Origin of the sequence: Streptomyces sp. DT224 (assembly GCF_049844595.1) — a bacterium.
Lineage (GTDB): Bacteria > Actinomycetota > Actinomycetes > Streptomycetales > Streptomycetaceae > Streptomyces.
Window position 1 is genome coordinate 121274 of sequence record NZ_JBNCLI010000006.1, and the last position, 23433, is coordinate 144706.

A 23433-nucleotide genomic window follows, 5' to 3' on the forward strand; every position below is an offset into this window, starting at 1 on the left:
TCACTCCTTGCCGCTGGTCGCGTCGCCGAGGGCCGGCTGGTCGTCATCGTCCTCGGAGTCGTCCACGGCGCGCAGCCGCCGGTTCACCGAGGCGGCGAGGTCCGCCAGGCGTACCCGGCGCTGCTCCTCAGGCATCTGCGCGAACTCGGCAAGCTGCACGGCGAGCGGGTTCCCGCCCTGCCCGGTCACGGCGATCGTCTCCGTGGGGTCGCCGAACAGGACGCGCCGGTGTCGCATCGCGACGTCCATCAGCCGGATGAAGTCCCCTGGGGACAGCTCGTCGGCGCGCAGGGTGCCCAAGCGCTGCGCGAGCTTCCCGATCGCCGCGCCCAGGATCTTCGCGTCGGACTCGGCGGCCTTGCGGCGCTCCTCCAGCCACGTCGCCTCGTAGAGCCGGTCCAGGTGCCTGTCCCACGCCTCGACGCGCTCTCGCCACCGGTTCTCGGCCGCCGTGTTCCTCACGTGCCCGTGCGCGAGTGTCAGGCTCTGCGCAGCCTTTGCCAGGGTGCGGGCGCGGCCGAGGTCGCGGTACGTGACGAACTGTCCGTGTTTGCGGGCTGACTCCTTGGGCTGGCGTTCCCAGGGGTCGAGCGCGGGGTCGAGGGTGAGGGTCGTGGTCACGGCTGGTCGTCCCCGTGGGTGCTGTCCCAGTTGGGTCCGGACAGGTACTCACCGGCAAGGCGCTCGAGGAGCTTCCATCCCTGGCCCTGCTCGATCTCCCCGCGCCCCTCTGCCGCTGCGATGGCCTTGTTGATGGTGACGGCTGCGGGGGCGGGGAGTGTGCGGGCGCCGAGGACGGTCTCCAGGCCGACGTGCCCGGAGTGCGCGGCGGTGCCGTCTGAGGCGGTGTAGCCGGTGCGGAGGTCGCCGATGTGGGTCTCGGTGATGGTGAGGATGGCGTGGAGCGCGGTCGCGACGTTGCCGACCTTGTGGGCGGCGTGCGTGGACGCGAGCGTGTCCAGGGTCTGTTCGTAGTCGGCGCGTGCGGCGAGCCAGCTCTCGTTCTGGCCGAGGCGTGCTTCCTCGAACGCGGTACGGGCAGCTTCCAGCTCGGCGGGCAGGAAGATCAGCGACACCGTCGCGAAGTCCAAGTTGGCCTCCGAGAGCCCTTCGGGGCTGACTTCGGCGAGCAGCTTGAGCTGGTCGTCGTCCAGGCCGGAGTAGGCCCGCCAGTCGACATCGTCCAGCTCCTCGTAGAGCTGCTTGAGCGTCGCCGGGTCGTCCTCACCCGCGATCGCATTGTGCGACAGCTGGATCGCGACGAGCTGCTGCCGGGTCAGCTGCTCCTCGATGAGCATGCAGTCGATCTCGTCCAGGCCGGCGTCGACCGACGCCATCGTGCGGTGATTCCCGGACAGGACGAGCTCGCGGCCCTCGTCGTACTCGCCGCCGGAGTAGATCAGCGGAGTCGAGGTGAGGCACCCGTCGCGGCGGACGTTCTCCACCAGCCGGTCGTACTCCTCCTTGCGGAAGAAGCGGGCGTTCACTTCGAGGCGGGTGAGGAGCCGCGGGTCGCGGCGGACGAGGCGCGGGCGGAACTGGGGGGTCTCTACGGGCACGGCTGTGCCTCCTCGTACTCGGGCCGGTAGTCGATGTGCTTGGCGGCCTTGTGCAAGTTGCAAGGGCCGCACAGGGGCTGGATGTTGTCGATGGCGTTGCTCGCGCCGGGCCAGGACAGCGGAACGACGTGGTCGGGCTGGAGCTTGCGGCCGGTGTGCAGGCAGGCGAGGCAGCGGTGCCCGTAGAGGTCGAGGAGCGCCGTCCACTCCTCCGGTGTCCAGTCCGGGTTGAAGCGGCCCCGGGCGCGCTGGCGAGCGTTCGCGGCGGCCACCTTCTCGGGGTTCCGTCGCCGCCACTCGCGGTTGAAGGCGGTCTCACGCTTCCGGAACTCGGGGTCCAGGCGCCGGGCCTGCTTGTCCTCGCGGGACCTCTGCCGGATGACCTCGCCGTTCAGCTCGTAGTACGCCCGCATCTGCGCGCGCGCCTTCTCGCGGTTCTTGGCGTGCGCGGCGCGGCGCTCGGCCTTGCGGCACTCCTTGCAGTCGGGGTGTCGCCTGGTCTTCGTGCTGGTGTGGCGGTGGAACTCGTCTTCGGGCTTCTCGACCTTGCAGGCCCGACACATAAGCATGATCACGGTACACAAAGTACCGCGTGTACCGTACAAATGTGTACCGTGTGTACCCTTCACCCCATGGAGCGAATCGGAGTCCGGGAGCTGCGCGAGCAGCTTGGCCGACGAGTGGACGCGGCCCACTTCAAGGACGAGCAGACGGTCATCGAGAAGAACGGCGAGCCTCGCGCGGTGCTGGTGCCGTACGAGTGGTGGATCGCCAACGTCGGCCAGCCGCCCGAGGCGGACTGACCCGCTCATCGCATGTCCTTCCCGTGCTTGGTCTTCCAGAGGTCCAGAGCGCCGGCGAGGTCGTAGGAGCCGAGGGGGCCGCCGTACTGGAGCTGGTAGCGGTGGATTCCGTCGCCCGGGTCCTTCGGGGTGGCCTCGGTGCGTTTTTGGAGCTTCACGCCGGGGATGCCGCGCCCGTACTTGGCGCTGCTGGGCCGGTCGGTGAACGCGGTGGTCGCCCAGCCGGTGATCCGCTTCGACAGGCTGCGTTGGATGAGGAGCTGCGCCTCCTTCGTGGAGGCGGCCATCACGATCAGCTTGGCCAGGCGCCGGTAACGCGTCCACGACACCGGGAAGTCCGACATCAGGTAGGCGGTGTTCGGGTCGAACTTCGGCGGCAAGTACGCGAAGGCGCCGATCAGCTTCCCGTCGACCGTGACCCCGCAGGCGATGAGGGGGCTGCCGGGTTTGATCGTCTTCGACATGAACTGGGAGCGGATCGCGGCGAACTGCCCGCCTGTCAGGATGTGGAGGCTCATCCGGTCGCCGAGGACGTCGTCCTTCCCGATCTTCGGCATGAGGATGGCTTCGGTGGGCTGCCGGGGGCGGACGATGCGCCGGGGTCCGGCCGCCGCGTACACGTAGATCGGCAGGCCGCGGTTCGCGGTCTGCACGACGCCGGCGAGCCGGTTGCGCAGCTCGGGGCGTTCGATGTGCAGGCCGAGGACCCAGTTGGGCCGGTCCTGGACCTGCTCGATGATCCGTTCCTTGCCCGCCTCATCGAGCTCGCCGAATGTCGGCTCGGGCCAGTCGAAGGCGGCATCGATCGGTGCGAACTGGCTGGTGTAGTCGCCACTGTAGAAGGGCGGGAAGAGAACCACCGGGGCGTCCGCAGGGGCCTGGTCGAGGTAGTCCCGCACGTCGCCGGCGTAGAACGAGCCGAGGCGGGTCTCCAGGCCGCGGAGCTTCGTGGCGGTCTTCTCGTGCATGCGCGGCCACTGCTCCTGGGTGGCTTCGAGCATCCGCCGGTAGTAGACGCCGTCCTTCCCGACGTACTGGAGGAACCTGGTGCCCAGCATCAGCGTGGCCATCAGGTCCGCCCGGTCCTCCAGGTATGGGTGGAGCCAGCCCAGTTCCTCTTCGTACTCCTCGCGGAGGGTGAACTCCAGCGGGTCGCCGGCGAGGTACCAGCCGAGGGCGCAGGAGTACGCCTGGATGTCGTTGCCGTGGACGGGGCGGGAGCTGCCGAACTTCTCGTGCAGCACTCGTTCGATCGTCATGTTGCCCGAGCAGCCGACGTAGATGTCGGACTCGGGCCACGTCCCGGCGTGCTCGTAGATGATCGACCGGAGGGGGGCGGGGATCGAGCCGTGGAACATGGGCTGCTCCTTGGGGGTCCTGCTGGAATGGGCGGCGATGGTAGCCGACCTGGAGACCCCTCCCCCGGTATCGGTGCAGGCCAGGCGGTACGACGAAGCCCCCGAAGGGCCGGTGCCGTTCGGGGGCTTCGAGGTGGAGCGCCGGCCTGGATTTGAACCAGGACCTCCCACCGGGAAGGTGGGCGTGCTTCTGTTGCACTACCGACGCGTGATCGGCTGCGCCGCTGCTCGGGACAGCCGACCGATGGACGAAATGCTACACCCGCCCTGAGACAGTCTCAGGTTTGCCGCCGACGACTGGTCATCTGCTGTCCTTTCGGGGCGGTGCGCGGCGCGGCCGGTAGGGCTGGTAGCGAGCCCTGTGACGGCCGCGTTTCCTCCGCTTGAGGGGGTAGTGAGCTGGAGCCCTTCGGCGGCTTAGAAGCCGCTGTGGGGCCGCGACCGTATGCGGGTCGCGGCCCCACGGGGCGGGCGGGAGCTACGAAGCGAGGGGCGGCAGGGGCGCGGCGAACACCCCGGGCTGGGCGCCTTCCCGCCATCCGAGGACGGTGGGGGTGTCTGTCCCGGCCAGCAGGTCGGCCAGGTAGGGGACCAGCTCGTGGTGCATGCCGTCAGGGAGCTCACTCTCGTGCTCGGTCCACACGGTCGAGTCGCCGGCGAGTACGGCGGTCACCGTGTAGTCCTCGGCGCGCACCAGCAGTTCGGTGGCGGCCGGGTAGACGCTGCGGATGGCGCGGGCGATCAGGCTCACCTTCGCCGTTCGGCTGTGGTCCTCGTCGTCCTCGGGCTGCTGGTCCTCGGCGGCCGGTGCGCCCGGGGACTGCGGGCAGACCTCCCAGGCGGCCAGCTCCTCGCGGACGTAGCTCAGGGCTTCTTCCTCGTGCTCGAACCGGGCGGCCGTGTCGGGGTCGTGGCCGCACCGGACGTGCAGGATGCCGACGTCCAGGGTGCGCAGCTCGACCCCTTCACCGGCCCGGATGACGTACGTGTCGCCGCCTCGCGGGGCGGTCACGCGGTAGTTCGCCGGCTGCCCGAAGTCGCTCGCCTCGATCGCGACCAGGTGCGCGATGACCTGCGGGGTGAGGACGAGGGTCACGCCGTCGGTGACCTCGACCACGTACGGCGGGACGGCTTCCAGACCGGCCGCGGTGCGGTTGGCGGCGATGTCGGCCGCGCGGTCGCGGCGCTTGCGCGCGACTTCCTGGAAGGTCAGGCCGGCCGCGATGCGGCGGCTGGGCCCGACGCCCCAGACTCGGCGGTCGCCGTTGACGTCGCGGACTTCCCACTCGTCGTCTGTGCGGTAGACCGCCATCTCCCAGTCGGTGACGTTGGTGTGGGCGGGGGTGTCCTCGGGGTAGTCGCCGGGGACGGTGAACAGGTAGCCGGTCTGGGCGAACGGCTGGTAGTCGGGGAACAGGCCGGGGCCGTACGGGGTGAACCTGATGTGGGGGAAGTGGCTGTCCATGCGAGTCCTTCGTGGGCGAGGTGGGAGGGCCGGGCAGAGCCGTGCTGGCTCTGCCCGGCGGTGCTGTGTCAGCGGCTGGTAGCGGCGGTCTTTGCCCGGCACGGGGTGCAGGGGGCGGTCGCCGTGCACGGCTGGTGGGGCAGGGGGCTGGTGCAGTGCGTGCAGTCCGTCGAGTGGTGCCAGTGGCCGGCGAGGACGGCCAGGGCCTCGTTGAGGCAGCTGACTCCGATGACCCGGGCGCCCGTGTGCTTCAGGTCGCGGACGGCGGCCGCGGGGACGAGGACGGCCTGGCCGTCGCGCCCGAGGCGGCTGACCGTCCTCGGCAGCCCGTGCGGGGTGCGCACGCTGCCGTCGAGCCCGAGTTCGCCGACGAGGGCGGCCCCTGCGAGGCAGTCCGGGGAGAGCTGGCCGGCCGCGGAGAGGACCGAGCAGGCAACGGCGAGGTCCAGGCCGCTGGCTCCGGCGCCCGGGACGTTGTCCGGGGTGTCGCCGATCGGGACGATCTTGACGAGGACGGTGGTGGTCGGCCAGTCCAGGCCGCTGTTCACGACTCCCGCGCGCACGCGGTCGCGGGTCTCGCGCGGGTACCGGGTGGGCAGGCCGTCGACTGTGAAGGCGGCCGTGCCGCGCGCGCTGCTCGCCTCGATCCGGTATCCGGCGTCCCTGGTCGCGGCCAGGATGTGGGCGCTGCCGAACGGCTCGGTTGTGCTGGCCTTGTAGCTGTCGAGCCGGCTGCCGGGGGTGAGGTGGTAGCGGCTCAGGCCGTAGCGGTGGGCGAGGGCCCGGAGGTGCTGGTCGACGGCCGCGCGGGCGCTCGTCGCGGTCACCGTGGCGTAGTCGCCGAGGGCGTCGGCGACGTCGACGCCGATCTCCTGGAGCGCGCAGGCCCGCTTGATCGGGTCGGTCGGGGTCGGGGCGACGTCCCACAGGGTGAACCCGGTGCCGGTGTCCTGGCCGATGATGACGAACTCGCGTGCGTGGTCGGTGGTGGTGCTCACTCGTTCCTCCAGTGATCTGAATGGGCGGTACGGTGGGCCTCGCGCCTGTTGGGTCGTGAGGCCCGGGTTGGTGGGTGCTGGGCGGCCGGTGGGATTCCCTCGCTAACGCGCCCCGCCGGCCGCCGTTGGTCAGTGGTCGGCGGTCACCGCGAATCGCGGAGTGCTGCCCTCGGTGTGGATCCAGACCTCGGTGTCACCTGCGGTGATGCGGTCGAGGTCGTGGCTGTCGGTCCAGCGGATGACCGACACCCGGGCCCCGTTTTCGGTGATTCGGGAGCTGACTACCTCGGCCTTGTAGCGGGTGCCGATGCTGGCGAGGCGGGTACCGGTGGGGAGGGGGGTGAGGGCCATCGCAGACTCCAAGCCTTAGTGGGTAGGCACTATGTGCGGGGCGTGGCGCACCGGATGCCGCTGCTGGGTGGGGGGTGCGGCCGGGTGCGGGTGACTTCCTAGCTGACCTGGGTGTACGTGCAGGTCCGGGTGCGGTACCAGTTGGCCTTGGTGGCCCGGTCGCAGTACAGCGTGATCTTCATGGGGTCGTCCTGCTCGATCAGGTTCATCGACTCCTCCAGCTGGATCCGGATGAACCGGCGGACCATCGCACCGGTCATGAACGCCTCTCGGACCGCGTCGGGCTCAGCGCGCCCGCCGTAGTGCTTGATGACCAGCTGCTCGCGGTAGGTGCCCAGGTCTTCGATGGCCAGCTCGCCCATGGCCTTGTCGATGTCGAGGACGGTGTGGCCCGGGATGGTGTGGCGGATCTTGACTCGCATGGCTGCTCTCTTTCGTGGACGGGGGCGGCCACCCGGGCGGGCGGCCTATGTGCGGTGTCAGGCCGCCTTGGTGAACACGTGGTGGTGGGTGGTGCGGCCGGTTCGGTCGGTCGCCCAGCAGGTGATCTTGCCGCTGCGGTCCTGCTTGATCTCGGGCGTGAAGCCGGTGAGGAAGAGCGTCAGGAAGTGCCGGAGGGTGTCGCCGGGGAGGGTGCAGGAGTCGCGGCGGGTACGGCCGCGCTTCCCCTGGTAGCTCATGGCGATCTCATAGGTGGCGTCCTGGTCGATCACGAGCTGGACGGTTGCCGCCTCGGCGTCCGCGCGGCGCTGAGCGTCGGTGGCGATGGCGGTGGGGCGGATCGTGGCGCGCACTGTAACTCCTGGGGTGGCGGTGATGGTGGGTGGTACTACTTCAATCATTCCCGTGATCGATTTAGGTAAACCCATTTTGGTAAATATGTCGTGGATTAGTGGGTAGCCACTAGATCCAACGCGTGACTACCCGTGAGGTTCCGGGTTGGCCCGGGGGAATCGCAGAAGATCGCAGGTCAGGCGGCCAACGCGTAACGGTCGATCTCCTCGCCGGTGACGCACTCGACAAGCGCGCACAGCAGGATCTCGGCAGCGGGCGGGGTCACCGCGTTCCCGTACTGGCGGACCCGGTCGCGCTTGCTGCCGAGCACCACGTAGTCGTCGGCGAAGGCCATCGCGCGGCCGATCTCCTCGGGCTGGAGCATCCGGAACAAGACCTTCGACAGGTCGTACTCGCCGTTGGCGTCGAGGAGCGCGTACCGGTCCCTGGTCGGCAGGGCGCCGACCGGGTCCGCGACCGGGCGGGCCTGGCCGTTGCCGTAGTACGGCACGAGCAGCGCACTGTCGGGCACCACGAGCCCGTGGTGGTTGCCGCCGGCCGAGACCGTGTGGAGCGGGTGGCCGAGGTGCCGGGCCTTCTCCTTGTCCCCGCCTCCCCGCATGGGCACCACGAACGGGGCGTAGGCCACGGCCGTTTCGGCGCGCGCGGTCTGGGTGCGCAGTGGCGCGTCCAGCCGCATGGCCTTCTTCCCCTGGCGCCCCTCGCAGGGGATCAGCAAAGGCGGGACCAGGAGGCCGTCGCTCTCCCTGGTCGTGCGCGTCGACATCGGGGCGTCGATCCTTGCTGCACCGGTCCGCCAGGTCCCGCCAGTGGGGACGAGGAGCGGCGCTGCGTGGCCGCCGGGCTCGCCCTCCCCGAAGAGGGCGCCCTGCGGAGCCTCGGCCGGGTCGCCGGGACGTGGCCAGTACCGGTTGACCCCTGCTCGGATGCGGGCCATCGTCGCCGGGGCCAGGCCCTCGGGGCAGTCCTCCGACGTGGGCCGGCTCCCGATCGGTGTGCCCTTGATCGACCAGTCGATCGCGGCCGCAGCGGGCAGCACCTCGGGCTCGACCAGGGCGCGGCACGCCGACTTCGGGCACCGGTAGTCGTAGCTGGAGCGGTACCGGCCCATGTCCTTCCCGGGCTGCCGGAAGACCTGGAGTGCCCGTACCGTTTCGCCGCAGTCCCGGCAGTAGGCGTTGGGCCGGAGCCACTTGTCCCAGTCCGGGGTGCGCCCCAGCGTCTTGTGCCAGTACGCGACGTACAACCGGTCACGCGACTGCGGGGCCTTGTAGACGCTGCGCGGCTCGGCGTGCATCGAGTTCAGCGCGATGACCCTCGTGCGGTAACCCAGCTTGTGGAACTCACCGAGCCAGGCGTCCCACTCACTCCATGCGCGGACGTCGACCACGTTCTCGACGACGCCCGCTTTGACCAGGCCGCCGCGCTCGATCACGCCCCGCAGGTAGAGGGGCACTTCCTCCATCAGGGCGCGCGACGCTTCCTCCTCGGCGGTGGGGCCCCCTTCCCCCCCGGTCTTGAACTTCTCCTCTTCCAGGTCGGCGTACAGGCTCATCAGGTCGCCCTGGACGGCCTTCGCGAACGACCGCTTCTTGCCCTTGGCGACGGACCAGTTAGTGCACTCCGGGCTCGCCCAGAAAATATCCGTGACCGGCCAGGCCCAGACGGGGGCCTTGCGGATGTCGCCCATGTAGTGCGCGACGTCCGGGAAGTTGAGCGAGTGGGACTCGATGGCCTGCGCCCAGTGGTTCGCAGCGAGGGCGACTCTCAGGCCGGGGACGGCCTTGGCGCCCTGGCCGGAGCCGCCGCAGCCGGCGAACCAGTCCATGACGGACAGGTCGCCGCCGTCGTGCTTGTAGGCGCGCACGCGGCGCGGGGCGCGGGCCACGGCGGACGCTGCCGCCCAGGCGCGGGATGTGGAGTCGATGTAGGGCATGGGGCGCTCTCTCTGGGGTGGTGGTGGGCTTTCCGTTCGGGCATGAGTCCGGCCGGGACCCCGTGGGGGCCCGGCCGGAGGGTGGTGCTCGGGGTTTACTCGTCGTCAGTGCGGAGCTGGTCGCGCAGCTCCCGGTAGACCCAGTTGGGGCTGCGGCCGATCTCTCGGCGCGGGGCCCGCTTGTGGTACTTGCGCCACTCGTTGCGGAGCTGCTGCTTCTTCTTGGCCATCTGGGACTCCAATGAGGTTGCTTAGTGGGTAGGCACTATGCCTAACGCGTGACTCTCCGTTAGGTACCGGGGCGACCCGGGGAATTTCGGAGAAAACCGCAGGCCAGGGGCCTTTCAGGTGCTGGACGGCCGCGAGACGCCGTCGTTCGACCGGGGTGAGGTGGTGGAGGGTTGTCCGAGCTGGGCGGGGTTCTCCACGTAGCGCTGGTCGTCATCGAGGGCGTACCAGCCCCAGCCGTGGCCGCCGATCGCATACCGGCCCTCCCCGTTGGGCTGGCAGACCTCCACGGCGCCCTGGCGCCGGTCGCCGCCCATGAGCATCCAGCGGATGTTCAGCACGACCGCGTGGTCCTGGCCGTCGACCTGGCCCGCGAGGACGTGGATCGTGTCCACCGAGCCGTGCCCGTACTCGGCGGCCTCTTCCTGGCTGTCGTCCGCGATCCGCCGGACGGTTTCGAGGTCGAACCACGGCTTCACGTTCCACTCGTGGGAGTCGGCGGGGTCGATCACGGCCGGGTACCGGTCGCGGTCGTTGCAGCAGACAAGGACGTCGATCATCGGTTTCTCCTGTGTGAGGTTCGGGGGCGGAGGGCCCGGGTGGGGAGCGCGGGGCGCCGAACCTGGGCCGGGGTGCTACTGCTGGTGGGCAGGGAAGGTGATCCGGTACAGGCTGGTCGTCTCCTCGTCGGGGACGTGCTCCCAGCCGGCCGCCTGCAGCGTCTCGTCGGAGAGCTCGAAGCCCACGCGGAGGAGGGCGTCGGCCTCGCCGAGCGTTTCCCAGTCGAAGGGTCCGGTCTCGCTGGTGTCGACCTCGTCGTCGCCGGCGAAGACCTTGACCACGTAAGCAGGGCCGTTGAGTTCCACGAGAGCGGCGGTGGCTTCGGGGACGAGGGCGTGGAGGGCGGAGCCGGCTGCCTCGGTGGCGGCTGCCAGGCGGGCGCTTTCGGCGCGCACTCGGCTCTTGGTGATCCTGTGGTCGCTGGTCATGGTCGCTTCCTTGCTGTGGGGTGTGGCTGGGGGCGGTCCGGTGGGCAGGGCGCATCCCTGCCCACCGGAACCGGATCTAGTGGGTAGGCACTAGGTTTCGGGCGTGGCTCCTCGCGGAGGGCGCGAGCTCAGCTCGCCTGCTGCGGGAAGGGGGGCAGCACGGCGCGCCGCACCTGACTGGGGACGGGGGCGGGGAACTTGATCGTGTAGGCGTCGATGCCCTCGGTGTTGTCGAGGCGCTTCCAGCCGCTGGACTGGAGCACTTCGGGGCTGCGCCCGAATTCCAGGGCCTCGCGGAGGACGTCGGTCGCGTCGCCGATCGCGTCATCGCCGAGCAGGCTTTCGCCGTCGCCGTCCTCCTTCCAGATGATCTCGCGGAGGGTGGCCACCGAGATGAGCCGCGGGATGCCGTCTTCTACGATGACGCCGGCCGCGGTGACGTCGGGCACGTCCTCGCGGAGCAGTTCACCGGCCCGGCGGACGCTCTCCTTGAGTGCGCGGTCGCGTGCCTTCCACGCGGCGTCGTGGGCGGTGGCCAGCGGGCCGTCGTCCACCTGGTACCAGCTCCATTCGAACCCGCCGATCGCGTACATGCCCTCAGCGTCGGGCTCGATGATCTGCACGGCCGTGGCGTCGTTCTCGGCGAGGAGCAGCCAGCTGATGCGCATGACGAGCGCCTGCGGCTGTCCGTCGTCGGTGACGCCGCCGTCCGTGACGTGGATGGTGTCGGTGCACTGGTGGCCGTTCTTCTCGGCCGCCGCCTGGGTGTCGGCCGCGATCTGCCGGGTGGTGTCGAGGGTGAAGACCGGGGTGACGAAGCCGTTCCATCGGGGGCCGGTGGGGTCGAGGCGGGCCGGGTAGAACTCGCTGCCGGTGCAGGATACGTACGTGTCGATCACGCTCATGGGGTGCTCCTGTGTGGTGGGTTGGTGGTCGCCGTGGCGGGCGGGGATTCCCGCCCCCGCCCGCCGGGCTGCGGGGTCAGAAGTCGAACAGGGTAGGCGGCGGGGTCGGGGCGCCCGTCGCTCCCAGCTCGGGGACGTCCTCGCCGGTCTGCTCGGTCCACCAGGTGGCGACCATCAGCCGGTGACACCAGTTGTTCGGAGGGGGCAGCTTTCCGAGCTGGTCGAAGCAGAGCAGGACGAGCGGCGCGTCGTCGGCGTCGGCCATGGCCGCGATGCCGAGCAGTTCGCGCCGGATGGCGTCGATGCCGTTGCCGTTGAGCATCCGGCGGTAGCTGAACTCGTAGGCGTCCCGCGACTGGATCTTGAGCATGTCCCGGGTGGGCGTGACGAGTCGGGCGTGGCCGGCGAGCTGGTACGGGAGGGGCCAGCGTGTGGCGCCGACCGTGCTCCTGACCGGGATGCCCATGCCGGGCCTGAACTCCACGTAGGAGCAGGTGGCGAGCCTGAGGTTCACAAGGGGTCCTCTCGGTTGGGTGGCCGGCCGGGCCGTGGGCCCGGCCGGGAGGGGGTTAGCCGTAGCAGATGCCGGTCTCCTGGGGGCCGGGCTTGGTGTCGTAGCCGGTCATGGTGGGGCCTTTCTGGGGGGAGGGTGGTCATAGTGGGTAGCCACTATGTACAACGCTTGTGGCCTGTGTGTGGTTCCGGGTTGAGCCCAGGGAATCGAGGAAAGGTGCAGGTCAGCGGCTTAGGCTGCGGCGAACAGGTCGAGCTGTCGCGGCTGCCGCATGTGCCAGTCGTGCGTCCGGAACGGCCCGCCCGGGTAGCCGGGGACGAAGACCAGGCACGTCTGAACGTTCGTCCCGCTCACCGCGAACGAGTCGTCGGGCAGGGCCGCGATTTCGCCGCCGACCTCCTCGACCTCGGCCCGGAACTTCTCCGACGCCTTGTCGCTCCACCACATCAGCCCGGCGGACATCACGGAGACGAGGATGCCGTCCGGCTTCATGAACCCGAGCGCGTGCCGGATGTGGTCGAGCCCTCCGGTGAAGGGCGGGTTCATCACCACCCGGTCGAATCCCTCCTCGTAGTCGAGCGGGTCAAAGTCGAGGAAGTTCCCCGTGATGACCTTCCGGGAGTGGCCCTGTTCGCGGAGCAGTGCGGCGCGGTGGGGGTCGAGTTCGACGCTGTCCACGACGCCGCCGCGCCGGGCGATTTCGGTGGTCAGCGCCCCGGCCCCGGCGGAGGGCTCCAGGACGGTCATCCCGGCGCAGACCCCGGCGAGGTCGCACATCTGCATGACCAGCGGGTGGGGCGTCGGGTACCAGCCCTGCTCGTTGCGGGTGGGGTACTCACCGGCCGCCAGGCACTGCCGGAAGTGCTCCTCGATGCGGTGCGGGAAGACGTGCGCGCGGACCGCCTTGCGGCCGTCCCAGCGGCCACCCATCTCCTTGAGCACCACGTCGAGGCGCTGGTAGACGGGCCGGTCGAGGTCGAAGGGGACGCTCACCGAGTCGCCGCGGATGACGGTGCGCGGGTCGGTCAGGACGGTCAGGACGTCGGTCGGGAAGCGCACGGGGCATTCCTTTCGGGGTTGAGGCGGGAGGCCCGCCCTTTAGCGGGTAGGCACTAAAGGGCGGGCCTGAAAAAGGGGAGGGTCAGGCCGCGTCGGCGCCGGACTGGGGGACGGCGTCCGGGTTGACCGCGATGCCACCGGTACGGACCGAGGCGATCGCCTGCGCCTTCGTCAGGTTCCCGATGACCTGGCCGGTCAGCTTGCGCAGGTGCGAGATGCGCTTGCTGTGGGCGTCGACTCCCCCGGCGGACCCGGCCAGGAGCAGGGCGAGTTCTTCGGGGTCCATCGTGGCGAGGTCGGCCAGGATCTCGCCGGCCCCGGCGAGGCGTTCGATCTTCTTCGTGAGCGCCTGCCGCTCGGCGATGATCCGCTCGCGCTCCCCCTGGGTGACCTCGTGGTCGCCGTAGATCGATTCCTGGACGTCGCCCTTCTTCGCCGGGGTCTCGTCGGTCAGGACGAAGAACGATCCCTGCTGCTCGCGACGCTCCTCCTCGACTCGGCACGCCTTGACGAACGCTTCGGCTTCCCGGTCGCTGTTGAACCCGCCCTGGGTGTACCTGCTCAGGAACCGCATCTGGTTCTGCGGGCTGAGCTGGGCCGCGTACCAGGCGAGGTTGACGCCGAGGTGCCCCTTGCCCAACGCCTCCTGGGCCGAGTCGCACAACTTCAGGAGGTCGATGCGCCACCCGACGTACGCAGGGCTCTTGCCGCACATCCGGCCGATCTCCTCGATCTCGTACCCGGCCTTCTCCAGGTCCTTGAACGACTTCGCTTCTTCCATGGGCGTCATGTCCGCGCGGCCGACGTTCTCGGCGACCTGCTTGGCCAGGACCTCGCGGGAGCCGGCGACCGCGTCGTGGAGGACGAGGGCCTTCATCTCGGTGAGCCCTGCCAGCTTGGCCGCGCGCCACCTGCGCTCGCCCATGACGAGGACGTACCGCTTGGTGCTCGTGTCGTAGCGGACGCTGATCGGCTGGAGCTGGCCGAGCTCGCGCATGGAGCCGGCGAGCTCCATCAGCTTGGCCTCGTCGAACAGCTCGCGCGGCTGGTTCGGGTCGCGGTCGATCCGGTCGGTGGGGATCGTCTTCTGGGTGTCCGCCTTGGCCTTGGGGTCGGCGGCCTTCTTGGGGGCGGCCTTTTCCGGCGCGGGCGCCTTTCCGGTCGACGCCTGTTCGGTCGGCGGCTTCTTGGCCGCCCGCTTCCTCGGCGTGGCCGTCTTGGCGGGGGCCTTCTTGGCCCGAGGGGTCTCGGCCGGGGTCTTGACGGTGGCCGTCTTGCGCTCGCGGGGCTTCTTCGCCGGGGTCTGTTCGGTGGCCTCGGTGTTGGGCATGGTGTCGGGCCTTTCGCTTTGCCGTTGGGTGGCTAGTGGGTAGGCACTATGTTCAACGCCTGAACCACCCTGGAGTTCCGGGGAGTCGAGAGAAATTCGCTGATCAGAGGCCGTTTTTGACTCGCGGGCGTCCGTCTCGCTCGCAGCGGCCGAGGGGGCCTCACCTACTGCGGTCGCGGCCCACTCCTGGAAGTCCATGGGGATGAACCGCGTATCGGTGGACGCGATCCCGTCGTCCACGTAGGCGCGGTACGCGGCGTCGAGCTCGGCAGTTCGCTCGACCTCCGGGGCGCTGTCGGCCACCGGGGCGTCGTCGGCCGCCGGGGCGGTGTCCTCGCCCGAGGGCTCCTCTGCGGGCGCCTCCTCGATGGCGGGTGCCGGAGCCTCGGGCTTCCGCTCGATGCTCCGCACGTAGCCGCTCCCGTCCCGGGACACCACCCAGTCGTCCGTCCCGCACACGTAGCCCAGCCCGTCGAGGACTCCCACGACCTCCGCCTGAAGGGACGGCGACCACACCGCCCGGCCGAACGCCTTGCCCTCGGGCGGGGTGAGCTTCACCGGCTGGAAGTTCTTGTGCGGGCGGCTGCCTCCGTTGAGCAGCGTCAGAGTCGCCTTGAGGCTGCCGACGGGGCGCTCGATGAAGACGCGCCTGGCGACGTTCGGATCGGTCCGCTTCTTCGGCGCCTTCTTCTTCGCCTCCGCCTGAGCCTCGCGGATCTCGGAAGCGGGTGCCGCCTCGGACGCGGCCTTGGCCGACTTCGTCCCCGGGACCTTTCCGTCCGCGAGGAACGCGGTCATGGCCGCTTCGGGGCACCGGCCCTGCACCTTCGTGTAGTCAGCCGGGTGCGTCGAGAGCCGGCCGTTGATGTCGGCGTCTTCCAGCGTCATCACCGCCTTGGGGGCCAGACGCAGGTTCCACGCGATCGACAGGGACTTGGAGTTGACCCGGACCACCTGGTACCAGGAGTTGCTGTAGCGGACGAAGTCGCCCGGGGCGAAGTCCTCGGCCCCCCAGATCTTCACGCCCTCGGCCTTGGCCTTCTCGATGATCTCCTCCCAGTACTCGATCTCCTTCGTCAGGTCCCGGATGCTGCGTGCCTGCCGGTCGACGGAGCTCCACCCCTTCTCGACCGCTTCCGCGTGGCTCCGCTCCTGGCCGCGGAGGTCGGCCCGCAGCTTCTCCAGACGGCGCAGCGTTCGGTACGGGTCCTTCCGGTGCTGCTCGTACGAGTCGGCGGCTTCGGCTCGGCTGGCCCAGTACTTGGCCTTCTTGTCCTCCTCGATCGACTTGCCCATGTGGTTGTGCATGCGCTCCTGGTCGCGGCGTGCGCGGCCCTCGGAGTGGTGGCCGACGAGGATCGGCTGACCGCCCTCGAACCGGCGGCTGATGTCGTTGGCCGCCTTGTACCGGGTGTCGGAGGCGGCGACGGCGCGGCCCGCGCGGTCGCTGAACCGCTCGGCGCGGTCCTCGGCGCGCTCTTCGCGTGCGGCCTCGATCTCGGCGAACGAGCGCTCATCGCTCTCATCGATGCTGATCTCGACCTCGTGGCCGGCCGCGCGTAGGGCGTAGGCCGCACCGTTGATTCGCCAGTGCTGCGCTTCCCGGTCCTGGGAGCGACTGATGTAGATGCCGACGTTCCTGGAGTACCGGAAGCCGTGCGTGCGGACGATCTCGTAGACGCCGTCGCCCTTCCTGGAGCCGTTGAGGAGCGTGCCCTCTTCCCGGTTGTGGGTGATCTTGATGGTTGCCATAAGGCGTACCTCCTGTGGTGGGCGAGGGGCGGGCCGGGCGGCCCGCCCCGGGGTGGTCAGTGGAGGCGCGTGGCGCTCACGGCGGCCTCGGCGATGGGGAGCGTCTGGCTCCAGGTGGCTTCGATGTACTCGCAGGTGTCGCCGCCCCAGCCGCTGCTGCCGGAGATGTAGGCGCGGCCCTCCTCCGGAGGGAGCTGGACGGTCCAGGTGAGGCCACCGTGGTCCACGCCCGTGTGGAGGCCGAGGTTCGTCCGGTGCCAGCTGGTGGCGGTGGACGCTGCGGTGAAGATGGCGGCGATGGCGGTGGGGTCGATGCTGGCCATGCGGGCTCCTTGAGGGTTGGCTTTTAGTGGGTAGGCACTATGACTAACTTCTGAACACCCCTGGGGTACCGGGTAAATCGAGGGAAAGCGAAGAAAGTTGCAGGTCAGGGGCGGGGCCGAGGGCCCCGCCCGGGGCGCTGCCGGTCAGCCAGCGAGAGCCGGTTCGCCGGCCGCTGCCTCACCCTCGACCTCCAGGCCGCCGGTGGTCGACAGGAAGCGGCGGGCGCCTTCCTGTTCGGCCAGACGCTGGGCGGTGGTGACGAGGTTCGTGCTCACGGAGACCCCGACCGTGACCAGGAGGTCGGTCGCCTCCGTGCGCGCCCTGGCCAGGCCGTCCCGGACGCCGTGGCGCTCGATCGCCTTCATGAGGTGCGTCCAGGGCTTGGCGATCGCCGCAGCGGTGAGGGCGGCGTCCACGAGGTGGTCGATGCTCGCGCCGGGGATGGCGAGCGCTGCGGCCAGGCTCTCGCGCGCTTGTGCGTCCCGCTCGAACGCGTTCTGGGCAAGGTGGGTCAGGTACTGGGTGGCGGCCGTGGCGTCCATTTCGGTCTCCTCATTTTGGTGTTTAGTGGGTACACACTATTTCTGCCCGGTGACCCCTTGACTAACCCTTGATCACCAAGAAATTCAGGAAGTTTTCGCAGGTCAGGGCCCACGCGGGCCACCGCTCGCCCCCTACGCCAGAGACTCGGCACTAGTGGGTACCCCCTATACTGGCCGCATGAATCAGCCCGCGCTTCCCGCCCCCTTCGCCGACCTCGCGCACCTGGCAGCCGAACCCACCATCGAGCAGGCGCAGGCCCTGGGCCGTGCGCTGAATGCGGTGCCCGCACTCCAGGCGTGGCTTCGCCAGCAACGGGAACTCACTGTGCGCGCGCTCCTCGACGGGCCGTACACCAAGGAGGACCTGGCCCCGCGTCTGGAGGTCAGCCCTCAGCGGGTCGCGGACATCGCCAGTGGCCACGGCCGCACCAAGGCCAAGCGCAACGCATCGGCCTGACCACAGCGACGGGCGCCCGTCCACGCCCCTCTCGGGGCAGTGGACGGGCGCTTTGCCGCGTGGGCGCTCAGGCCGCATGGAACAGGTCGAGCTGCACGATCTCGTCGCGGGCAGGTGGGAGGGGTGGCAGATCGGGCATCAGGGCCGCTCGGCCGGTGGGGAGTTCGGGCCGGGGCTGCGGGCACTCGGCATCGGCGCGGAGTTCGGCGACGACGTCGGGGTCCAGGCGGTGCTGCTCGATCTCCTCGTCGGTGGGCACCCATGCGGCCGGGCGGTTGCGGCCGAGGCGGTGCGTGATGCCGTTCACCCGGGCCCAGGCGTCCCAGAGCCGGGCGTCCCTGTCCTCCCACGCGTGCAGCTGTTCCATCGCGGCGTAGAGCTCGGCGCGCTCGGCCTCCAGCTTCTTCGTGAACTCGGTGAACGCGCGGCTGGCTCTGGCCGCTTGCCGTCCGCCGAGGAGCGGGCGCAGCGGCTCGCGTTCCTGGTGCCGGTCTTTCGCCATCGGGGTGGGCCTCCAGCGCCTCCAGAGGAGGAGGGCTTCCCGGCCGTCGTCCGTGACGCTGACGCGCTTGCTGCCCGGCCCGTATGGCTCGGTGATGACGAGGAAGCCGGCATCCACGAGAGGTCGGAGGCGGCCGTCGGCGACTGTGCGGGCGGGGCGGCCCGGGCGGGGGTGGTGGCGCAGGACGCCGTCCCGGCCGAAGAGGAGGGACGCGGCGCCGGCCGCGTCCATGAGGTCGGCCTGTCCCGCCGACCAGTTGAGCGCGCTCGCCCGCCGGGACTCCCAGTCCTGCTCTCGGGCTGCCGCGACGAGCTTGTCCGCCGGGCCCGGGGCGGCCGGCTCGGGCTCCGGGGTGGGGTCGGCCGCTACGGGCTCCGGGGTGGGGGCGACCATCTCGGGCGCCTGGGGCGCCGGGGACGGCTCGGGCTCGTCGGCCGGGGCGGGCGGTGCTTCGCGGACCCGGGAGCCGTAGTTGGCGACGGTGGTCATCGGGCGGTCGCCGCACGGGTAGCGGACCGAGACGCGGAACACGAACTCGCCTTCCTGTGACAGCCGCTCGATCTCGTCCGCGTTCGTGGCGATCACCTCGTCCGCGTTCCGGGTGAGCGCGAGGACGTAGGTGCCGATGCGCTCACCGTTGCGGTAGTCGCCGGTGACGCGGAAGTCCGAACCCTGGACGAGACCGAGACCGCGCAGGATGCGCGCGATGGCCACCGTCGGGGACTTGGGTGGGGTGCTGGTGCTCATGGGTTCCCCTCCTCTGGGTGTTAGTGGGTAGGCACTATGACTAACGCTTAGGGTCCGCTGGGGTTCCGGTGTCCGGACAGGAAATTCGCAGGTCAGCGCCTGTCCGGACACTGTCCGGACACCGGCGGGCATTGTCCGGTCGGGATGTCCGGACAGTGTCCGCTGGTGTCCGGTCGTCAGTCGCGGCCATCGTTCGCGGCCATCGCGACGACCAGCGGCCAGGCCGAGAACGCGATGTCGCCGAGCGCCGTCTCGTACGCCTCTTCCTGGCCGGGAAGCACCGTCCCGTCCTCGCCGACCAGACCCTCGGTCTCCCCCTCAAGCGTGGCGACCGCCTCGGCCGCCTGGTCCGCGAGGTCGTCGAGCGCTTCCTGCCGGGCGTACTCGCCCCGCAGGTCGTGCCAGTAGTACCGGGCCCCCTCCGCCGGGGCGCCCTCGAACGATTCACCGGCGACCACGTAGGCGTCGACCGTCTCGTGCTCGACCATGTACCAGGCCAGGACCTTCGCCCATGCCAGCTCGGTGCCGCACTCCTCGATCACGAACCGGGTGGGGCGCTCGCCGTTGTGGCGCCCGGGTCCGGCCACGCTCACCGTGTACGGGCGCGACGTCTGCCGGTAGTCGTACCGGGCCTCGTACATCGGGGCGGCGGCGAACGCTTCCTCGACAGGGTGAGCGGGGCGCGGCGTCCCGGCTGCGGTGCGGAGCTGGGCGAGGCGCTGCCGCTGCTTCCCGATACCGAGTCCGGCGAGGGGGGCGGACGCGTCCGGCCACACGGCCCGTGCCGCGGTGACGTAGTCGGCGCCGGCGAGCACGGTCACGTCCTGGGCTTGGTCGACGCCGAGCTCGCGCGCCTGCGCCCGGAGGATGTCGCCGGACACGGCGCCCGGGTCACGGAACCGCATCTCGTACGGGTGCAGGATCTCGTCCAGGGTCACCAGCCCGTGCAGGGAGGACAGGACGAGGACCAGGCCGCCGTCGGCGGCCAGGGCGTCGGCGGTCGCCCGGCACGCGCGGTGGTAGCTGCCGAGGTAGAGCTCCCCGGCCGGGGCGGGCACGGTCAGCTTCTTTCCCGAGCAGGGAATCACGACTACCGGCGGGATGAAGGGCTGCGAGCTCACAGGGGGCGTCCTCTCTGTGTCCGGACGTGTCCGGTTGGTGTCCGGACGCCGACCGGACCGCTGTCCGGTCGGCATCCGTTTGCTGGTCTTTGTGCTGGTGGGGCGGTGTCCGGTCGTGTCCGGACACCCGTCGGGTTCAGGCGGCGGCGAGCTGGCGGGCGGGATCGGTGGTCCGTACGAGCTGCCAGATCTCGCCGGGGGTGATGCCGTACGGGACGAGGAGCTCGGCGAGGACCTGGCCGCCGTCGAAGACCGTGAGCCGGCCGGGCAGGTGCTGGGCGCTGCGCGTGCCGATGTGTGGCCGGTAGGTCGTGGGGTGCGCGTCGGCCCGGCCGTGGATCTCGACCTCGGCGGCCAGGGCGGCGTGCTCGGTGTGGACGTCGAGCAGGCCGTCCAGGGCGGCCGCCACCTCCTGGTCGTCGCTGCTGTTGAGGAGCCCGGAGACGAGGACACCGAGGCGGCGGGCGCGCAGTGCGCGTTCGCGGCGGGCGTGCGCGGGGTTCGCGGGCATGAGGTCGGTCAAGTCCGCGAGGTAGCCGGTCAGCGGGGCGGATACGTAGCCGACGACCTCGGGCGGGAAGCCCTCGGGGGCGAGGAGGCGGGCGCGGTAGAGGATCGCCTCGGCCCGAGCCGCGATGTCGTGGCTGCCGCCGAGACCGCGCAGGACGGCGCTGGCCTGGCCGAGCTGGCGGGCGATCAGGCGCAGGGCCTTCGCGTCGGGGTGGCCTTGGGCGTGGCCCCGGATGATCCGGGCGAGGAGGCGGGCGCGCTGGGCGGTGGCGGCGAGCTGGTTCATGACGGTCCTCTCGGGTTGGGAGTCAGGCGCGGGCGGTGGCGAGAAGGTGGGCAGCGGCGCCGTGGTAGCAGGGGGAGGTGGCCCGCAGACCGGCCGGGCAGTTGCACTGACCGGTGGCCGCGGTCCGGTAGACCTCGCTGCCGTCGTCGGAAACCGTGAGGTAGACGCGCTTGCCACGGAGGGGCACGACGCCGCCCAGCTCCAGGAGTTCCAGGGCCTTGGCCAGCTGGAACGGCTTGTACGCGGCCGGGGGGTTGAGGCGTGCGGTGCGGCGAACCATGCGCCTGCACTTGGGGCCGAGGCCGTCCGGGCTGGCGTTGCGCAGGACGCGGTGGCACTTGCGGCACCTGGGGCGCTCATCGGTGGTGGTCGCTGCGCTCATGCCCTGTCCCTTGGTGGTGGTGAGTGGTTACATCAACATCATTTCCTTAGTCGGTTTTGGATAATCCATTTTGGGAAAGTGGTTTGGCAAAGGTTGGGCAAACCTGGGCTTGGGCGGTTTGCCGTCCGGACAGGCCGATGCCCCGCGCTCCACAGGAGGAGGGCGGGGCATCGGGCAGTGGGCGGCCTACCGGGGTTCGACAGCGGGCCGCTTGCAGGCGTCGTGCCGGTCGCAGTTGCAGCGCCCGCACCCGGCGCACATCTGCTCGGCTTCCAGGCCGCATGCGCCGCAGCCGCCGGACTCGTCGAGGTCGGCGCCATCGAGCGCGATCCCCAAGTCGATCAGCGCGCTCCGGTTGAACTTCTTCAGGGGGCGGCACGCGCCGTCGCAGTAGACGGTCTCGCCGAGCCCGGCGTACAGGCTCTCGTGCCCCTCGCACTCGAAGTCGGCGGCCTCGTACGCCTCGACGCTCAGCGTGCAGCCGGCGACCGTCAGGGTCGCGGCCTCGCCGGTGTCGGCGGAGGAGCGGAGGGCTCCGACCTTGTGCACCATCTCGCCGCTGCGGGTGTCCGGGATGGGTTCGCCTGCGGCGCGGGCGACGCCCCAGACGACGTCCCGCATCTCGCCCGGGTTGGCGCAGTGGTAGGTCCGGGCGGTGATGCCGGGGTGCTCGACGGTGATCTCGTACATGCTGCTGCTCCTTCGGTTCGTGCCGCTGGTTCGGGTGGTCAGAAGGGGAGGGCGGGGGCGATGCGCTCGACGGTGACGATGTCGCCGGAGGCGTATTCGACGGCGATGCCGGTGGTCCACGGCGCGCGGTAGGTCGCGCGCCGGTCCTCGTCGGTGACGCCGTGGACCGTGGCCCACCACTGCGGGGCGTCGGAGGTCGAGACCCCGGTGTCGAGGACGTACAGTCGGGCGCCGTGCTGGTGGAGGACGTCGCCGGGCACGACGGCCAGGCGGTGGATCTCGACGGTGATGCGGCTGCCGGTCGCGGCGAGCTCGGCGAGCGCATCCGGGTCGGCCTGGGCGAGGTAGCGCAGCGCGTCCCCCAGTTCGTGGGCCGCGTCGCCGGTGGCGTCGCCCGCGCGGAGCACGCCGGCCGCGCGGCGGGCAGCCGAGCGGGCCTGGCCGACGCGGGACGTGTCGATGCGCTCGCACCGGTCGGCGCGCCAGCCGGCCCCGTTGGTGTCGAGGACCCAGAGTTTTCCGTCGGTGCTGTGCATCGTGCTGGCGACGGTCTTCGTGGAGCCGTCGAGGGCCAGGAAGCGGTCCCCCGCCTCGTACTCCTCGCGCGGGGCCGCGGTGGGCTCGGTGTCGGACGGCTCGTCGTTCGTCGCCTCGCGGTACGCGGCATGGTGCTTGCGCAGGAAGTCGGTCGCGGCGGTCAGTCGCGCCTGGGCGGCCTTCCAGAGGGGGTTCTCCGGGTCGGGGTCGCTGGTGACGTCGATGGCGGCCTCGTTCGCGGCCTGGAGCATGTCGTCCACCTGGCGCGCCGTGGGCTCGGTGTCGGGGGCGTGGTCGTCGCGCAACGCGACGTTCAGCTCCCCGGCCTGCTCGGCCGCGACCCGGGCGGACTCGGCGTACTTCCCCTCGTCCAGCTCGCCGACCGGGTCCATCAGCGTGTGCAGCTCGCCGTGCCTGACGGTGAGGGCGGCGGGCCATGCCTCGCGCAGGAAGCCGACCACCTTCTCCGAGGCGATGACCAGCACGTCACCGTCCCGGATGGCCTCGTTCCACTGGGTCTCGTCGTAGGCGTCCCGGGTGGACTCGAAGTAGTGCACCTTCGGGGCCTCGATCGGTGCCCGTCGCCTGGCCTCCTCGACCTCTCGCTCGGCGGCGATGCGCTCGACGGCCGTCAGGCACTGAGGGCAGGCCGCGGAGGGGTCCGGCGCCAACTGGTTGGTCTGTGCGCGCTCGATGTCCTGCATGCACAGGGTGACCACCGCGGCCCATCCCGCGCAGTGCTGGAAGGTGTCGGCGGTGGAGCGCGCGAGGAGGACGTCGGCCCGAGTCGCGAGGGCGGCGATGTCGGTTGCGGGGCCGGCGTTGGGGCTGTCGGTCACTGGCTGGCCTTCCTGGGTGGTGGGTGGTTACACATCCATTCTTTCCTGAATCGACTTTGGAAAACCAGTTAACCAAAGGAAGTTTTGGGAAGTTTCGTTGCCGCAGTGCGTTTACCTGAACAGGCTTGTGGAACACTCGGATCATGAGCCGAACCGGACCCCGCAACGTGCACGCCGACTACCGCCCCAGCGAGGAGATGCTGACCGCGATCGAGGAGTGGCAGGCGGCCGTGAAGCTCGAAGAGGAGAGGCGGAAGGCCGCCCGCGCCGCCGTCGCCGAGGAGCTGCGCACGGCGCGCGTCTCCCACGGGGCGGTCGCTCCGCACACCCCGTGGACCGAAGCGACCATCCACGGGATCGCCAAGGAGTACGGCGTCCCCGGCCTGCGTCAGCGCGGGAGCGGCGACGCCGAGTAGGGCGCGGCGAGAACGAAGAAGCCCCTGCCGCGTGGCAG

The 23433-nt window shown here is 70.4% G+C and carries 28 protein-coding genes and 1 tRNA gene; 3 read left to right on the plus strand and 26 right to left on the minus strand.

Annotated elements, in window-relative coordinates:
* Genes ACLQ2N_RS16195 through ACLQ2N_RS16205 form a run of 3 tightly spaced genes read right to left on the minus strand, consistent with a single transcriptional unit; the run spans nt 1 to nt 2128 of the window.
* A complete protein-coding gene (locus ACLQ2N_RS16195) occupies nt 1-621 on the minus strand; it encodes a hypothetical protein (RefSeq protein ID WP_425813456.1) in 621 nt (206 codons plus the stop codon).
* Nucleotides 618-1559 (minus strand): ParB N-terminal domain-containing protein, encoded by a 942-nt coding sequence (locus ACLQ2N_RS16200; protein ID WP_425813458.1) that lies wholly within the window; start codon nt 1557-1559, stop codon nt 618-620. The genes ACLQ2N_RS16195 and ACLQ2N_RS16200 overlap by 4 nt, the downstream gene beginning before the upstream one ends.
* Entirely contained in the window at nt 1550-2128 is a 579-nt protein-coding gene (locus ACLQ2N_RS16205) for an HNH endonuclease (RefSeq protein WP_425814203.1), read from the minus strand. The genes ACLQ2N_RS16200 and ACLQ2N_RS16205 overlap by 10 nt, the downstream gene beginning before the upstream one ends.
* Before the next feature lie 36 nt (nt 2129-2164).
* On the opposite strand from ACLQ2N_RS16205, the gene ACLQ2N_RS16210 reads away from it, so the two are divergent.
* A complete protein-coding gene (locus ACLQ2N_RS16210) occupies nt 2165-2362 on the plus strand; it encodes a type II toxin-antitoxin system Phd/YefM family antitoxin (protein WP_425813460.1) in 198 nt (65 codons plus the stop codon).
* 5 nt (nt 2363-2367) lie between these two features.
* On the opposite strand, the gene ACLQ2N_RS16215 is transcribed toward ACLQ2N_RS16210, so the two are convergent.
* From ACLQ2N_RS16215 to ACLQ2N_RS16295, 17 genes are all read right to left on the minus strand, one after another.
* A complete protein-coding gene (locus tag ACLQ2N_RS16215; RefSeq protein WP_425813462.1) occupies nt 2368-3720 on the minus strand; it encodes a hypothetical protein in 1353 nt (450 codons plus the stop codon).
* A gap of 134 nt (nt 3721-3854) precedes the next feature.
* Nucleotides 3855-3928 (minus strand) — tRNA-Gly (locus ACLQ2N_RS16220).
* A 270-nt stretch (nt 3929-4198) separates the two neighbouring features.
* Nucleotides 4199-5185 (minus strand): hypothetical protein, encoded by a 987-nt coding sequence (locus ACLQ2N_RS16225; protein ID WP_425813464.1) that lies wholly within the window; start codon nt 5183-5185, stop codon nt 4199-4201.
* 68 nt (nt 5186-5253) lie between these two features.
* Nucleotides 5254-6183, minus strand: a complete 930-nt coding sequence (locus tag ACLQ2N_RS16230; protein ID WP_425813466.1) for a magnesium chelatase domain-containing protein — start codon at nt 6181-6183, stop codon at nt 5254-5256.
* Between the two features lie 129 nt (nt 6184-6312).
* Nucleotides 6313-6534, minus strand: a complete 222-nt coding sequence (locus ACLQ2N_RS16235) for a hypothetical protein (RefSeq protein WP_425813468.1) — start codon at nt 6532-6534, stop codon at nt 6313-6315.
* Nucleotides 6535-6632: 98 nt separating this feature from the next.
* The gene (locus ACLQ2N_RS16240; RefSeq protein ID WP_425813470.1) at nt 6633-6956 is read right to left on the minus strand and encodes a hypothetical protein; all 324 of its coding nucleotides are present in this window, start codon (nt 6954-6956) and stop codon (nt 6633-6635) included.
* Between the two features lie 57 nt (nt 6957-7013).
* Complete coding sequence (locus ACLQ2N_RS16245; protein ID WP_425813472.1) at nt 7014-7328, minus strand: hypothetical protein; 315 nt, start codon at nt 7326-7328, stop codon at nt 7014-7016.
* A 176-nt stretch (nt 7329-7504) separates the two neighbouring features.
* Nucleotides 7505-9265, minus strand: coding sequence for a DNA cytosine methyltransferase (locus ACLQ2N_RS16250; protein WP_425813474.1), 1761 nt, complete (start codon nt 9263-9265; stop codon nt 7505-7507).
* A 95-nt stretch (nt 9266-9360) separates the two neighbouring features.
* Nucleotides 9361-9495 (minus strand): hypothetical protein, encoded by a 135-nt coding sequence (locus ACLQ2N_RS16255; protein ID WP_425813476.1) that lies wholly within the window; start codon nt 9493-9495, stop codon nt 9361-9363.
* Between the two features lie 114 nt (nt 9496-9609).
* Nucleotides 9610-10053, minus strand: coding sequence for a hypothetical protein (locus tag ACLQ2N_RS16260; protein ID WP_425813478.1), 444 nt, complete (start codon nt 10051-10053; stop codon nt 9610-9612).
* Between the two features lie 75 nt (nt 10054-10128).
* Nucleotides 10129-10482 carry a hypothetical protein gene (locus ACLQ2N_RS16265; protein ID WP_425813480.1) on the minus strand — a complete coding sequence of 118 codons (354 nt, stop codon included), beginning with the start codon at nt 10480-10482 and terminating at the stop codon, nt 10129-10131.
* Between the two features lie 128 nt (nt 10483-10610).
* The gene (locus ACLQ2N_RS16270; RefSeq protein WP_425813482.1) at nt 10611-11387 is read right to left on the minus strand and encodes a hypothetical protein; all 777 of its coding nucleotides are present in this window, start codon (nt 11385-11387) and stop codon (nt 10611-10613) included.
* 76 nt (nt 11388-11463) lie between these two features.
* Nucleotides 11464-11901 carry a hypothetical protein gene (locus ACLQ2N_RS16275; RefSeq protein ID WP_425813484.1) on the minus strand — a complete coding sequence of 146 codons (438 nt, stop codon included), beginning with the start codon at nt 11899-11901 and terminating at the stop codon, nt 11464-11466.
* Nucleotides 11902-12132: 231 nt separating this feature from the next.
* Nucleotides 12133-12960: a class I SAM-dependent methyltransferase gene (locus ACLQ2N_RS16280; protein ID WP_425813486.1), complete on the minus strand. Its 828-nt coding sequence runs from the start codon at nt 12958-12960 to the stop codon at nt 12133-12135.
* An 82-nt stretch (nt 12961-13042) separates the two neighbouring features.
* Entirely contained in the window at nt 13043-16042 is a 3000-nt protein-coding gene (locus ACLQ2N_RS16285; RefSeq protein WP_425813488.1) for a ParB/RepB/Spo0J family partition protein, read from the minus strand.
* 56 nt (nt 16043-16098) lie between these two features.
* Entirely contained in the window at nt 16099-16365 is a 267-nt protein-coding gene (locus ACLQ2N_RS16290) for a hypothetical protein (protein ID WP_425813490.1), read from the minus strand.
* A gap of 144 nt (nt 16366-16509) precedes the next feature.
* The gene (locus ACLQ2N_RS16295) at nt 16510-16908 is read right to left on the minus strand and encodes a hypothetical protein (protein ID WP_425813492.1); all 399 of its coding nucleotides are present in this window, start codon (nt 16906-16908) and stop codon (nt 16510-16512) included.
* Between the two features lie 178 nt (nt 16909-17086).
* Here ACLQ2N_RS16295 and ACLQ2N_RS16300 point away from each other — a divergent pair, with 178 nt between their 5' ends.
* On the plus strand, nt 17087-17365 hold the full coding sequence (locus ACLQ2N_RS16300) for a sigma-70 family RNA polymerase sigma factor (protein WP_425813494.1): 279 nt from the start codon (nt 17087-17089) through the stop codon (nt 17363-17365).
* 67 nt (nt 17366-17432) lie between these two features.
* On the opposite strand, the gene ACLQ2N_RS16305 is transcribed toward ACLQ2N_RS16300, so the two are convergent.
* The 6 genes from ACLQ2N_RS16305 to ACLQ2N_RS16330 all read right to left on the minus strand — a co-directional run bounded on the left by ACLQ2N_RS16305 (nt 17433) and on the right by ACLQ2N_RS16330 (nt 22979).
* On the minus strand, nt 17433-18614 hold the full coding sequence (locus tag ACLQ2N_RS16305; protein WP_425813496.1) for a hypothetical protein: 1182 nt from the start codon (nt 18612-18614) through the stop codon (nt 17433-17435).
* A gap of 176 nt (nt 18615-18790) precedes the next feature.
* The gene (locus ACLQ2N_RS16310; RefSeq protein WP_425813497.1) at nt 18791-19735 is read right to left on the minus strand and encodes a DUF6884 domain-containing protein; all 945 of its coding nucleotides are present in this window, start codon (nt 19733-19735) and stop codon (nt 18791-18793) included.
* 136 nt (nt 19736-19871) lie between these two features.
* Entirely contained in the window at nt 19872-20531 is a 660-nt protein-coding gene (locus ACLQ2N_RS16315) for a hypothetical protein (RefSeq protein ID WP_425813499.1), read from the minus strand.
* Between the two features lie 22 nt (nt 20532-20553).
* Complete coding sequence (locus ACLQ2N_RS16320; protein ID WP_425813501.1) at nt 20554-20913, minus strand: hypothetical protein; 360 nt, start codon at nt 20911-20913, stop codon at nt 20554-20556.
* A 186-nt stretch (nt 20914-21099) separates the two neighbouring features.
* A complete protein-coding gene (locus ACLQ2N_RS16325) occupies nt 21100-21603 on the minus strand; it encodes a hypothetical protein (RefSeq protein WP_425813503.1) in 504 nt (167 codons plus the stop codon).
* A gap of 38 nt (nt 21604-21641) precedes the next feature.
* Nucleotides 21642-22979 (minus strand): hypothetical protein, encoded by a 1338-nt coding sequence (locus ACLQ2N_RS16330; RefSeq protein ID WP_425813505.1) that lies wholly within the window; start codon nt 22977-22979, stop codon nt 21642-21644.
* 143 nt (nt 22980-23122) lie between these two features.
* Between ACLQ2N_RS16330 and ACLQ2N_RS16335 the strand changes: the two genes are divergently transcribed.
* The gene (locus tag ACLQ2N_RS16335; protein ID WP_425813507.1) at nt 23123-23395 is read left to right on the plus strand and encodes a hypothetical protein; all 273 of its coding nucleotides are present in this window, start codon (nt 23123-23125) and stop codon (nt 23393-23395) included.
* Nucleotides 23396-23433: the final 38 nt, after the last annotated feature.

Coding starts and splice junctions, on each gene's coding strand:
- ACLQ2N_RS16205 (WP_425814203.1), bottom strand. CDS start 2,128: ATGCTTATGTGTCGGGCCTGCAAGGTCGAGAAGCCCGAAGACGAGTTC.
- ACLQ2N_RS16210 (WP_425813460.1), top strand. CDS start 2,165: ATGTGTACCGTGTGTACCCTTCACCCCATGGAGCGAATCGGAGTCCGG.
- ACLQ2N_RS16215 (WP_425813462.1), bottom strand. CDS start 3,720: ATGTTCCACGGCTCGATCCCCGCCCCCCTCCGGTCGATCATCTACGAG.
- ACLQ2N_RS16225 (WP_425813464.1), bottom strand. CDS start 5,185: ATGGACAGCCACTTCCCCCACATCAGGTTCACCCCGTACGGCCCCGGC.
- ACLQ2N_RS16235 (WP_425813468.1), bottom strand. CDS start 6,534: ATGGCCCTCACCCCCCTCCCCACCGGTACCCGCCTCGCCAGCATCGGC.
- ACLQ2N_RS16240 (WP_425813470.1), bottom strand. CDS start 6,956: ATGCGAGTCAAGATCCGCCACACCATCCCGGGCCACACCGTCCTCGAC.
- ACLQ2N_RS16250 (WP_425813474.1), bottom strand. CDS start 9,265: ATGCCCTACATCGACTCCACATCCCGCGCCTGGGCGGCAGCGTCCGCC.
- ACLQ2N_RS16255 (WP_425813476.1), bottom strand. CDS start 9,495: ATGGCCAAGAAGAAGCAGCAGCTCCGCAACGAGTGGCGCAAGTACCAC.
- ACLQ2N_RS16260 (WP_425813478.1), bottom strand. CDS start 10,053: ATGATCGACGTCCTTGTCTGCTGCAACGACCGCGACCGGTACCCGGCC.
- ACLQ2N_RS16265 (WP_425813480.1), bottom strand. CDS start 10,482: ATGACCAGCGACCACAGGATCACCAAGAGCCGAGTGCGCGCCGAAAGC.
- ACLQ2N_RS16270 (WP_425813482.1), bottom strand. CDS start 11,387: ATGAGCGTGATCGACACGTACGTATCCTGCACCGGCAGCGAGTTCTAC.
- ACLQ2N_RS16285 (WP_425813488.1), bottom strand. CDS start 16,042: ATGGCAACCATCAAGATCACCCACAACCGGGAAGAGGGCACGCTCCTC.
- ACLQ2N_RS16290 (WP_425813490.1), bottom strand. CDS start 16,365: ATGGCCAGCATCGACCCCACCGCCATCGCCGCCATCTTCACCGCAGCG.
- ACLQ2N_RS16295 (WP_425813492.1), bottom strand. CDS start 16,908: ATGGACGCCACGGCCGCCACCCAGTACCTGACCCACCTTGCCCAGAAC.
- ACLQ2N_RS16300 (WP_425813494.1), top strand. CDS start 17,087: ATGAATCAGCCCGCGCTTCCCGCCCCCTTCGCCGACCTCGCGCACCTG.
- ACLQ2N_RS16305 (WP_425813496.1), bottom strand. CDS start 18,614: ATGAGCACCAGCACCCCACCCAAGTCCCCGACGGTGGCCATCGCGCGC.
- ACLQ2N_RS16315 (WP_425813499.1), bottom strand. CDS start 20,531: ATGAACCAGCTCGCCGCCACCGCCCAGCGCGCCCGCCTCCTCGCCCGG.
- ACLQ2N_RS16320 (WP_425813501.1), bottom strand. CDS start 20,913: ATGAGCGCAGCGACCACCACCGATGAGCGCCCCAGGTGCCGCAAGTGC.
- ACLQ2N_RS16325 (WP_425813503.1), bottom strand. CDS start 21,603: ATGTACGAGATCACCGTCGAGCACCCCGGCATCACCGCCCGGACCTAC.
- ACLQ2N_RS16335 (WP_425813507.1), top strand. CDS start 23,123: ATGAGCCGAACCGGACCCCGCAACGTGCACGCCGACTACCGCCCCAGC.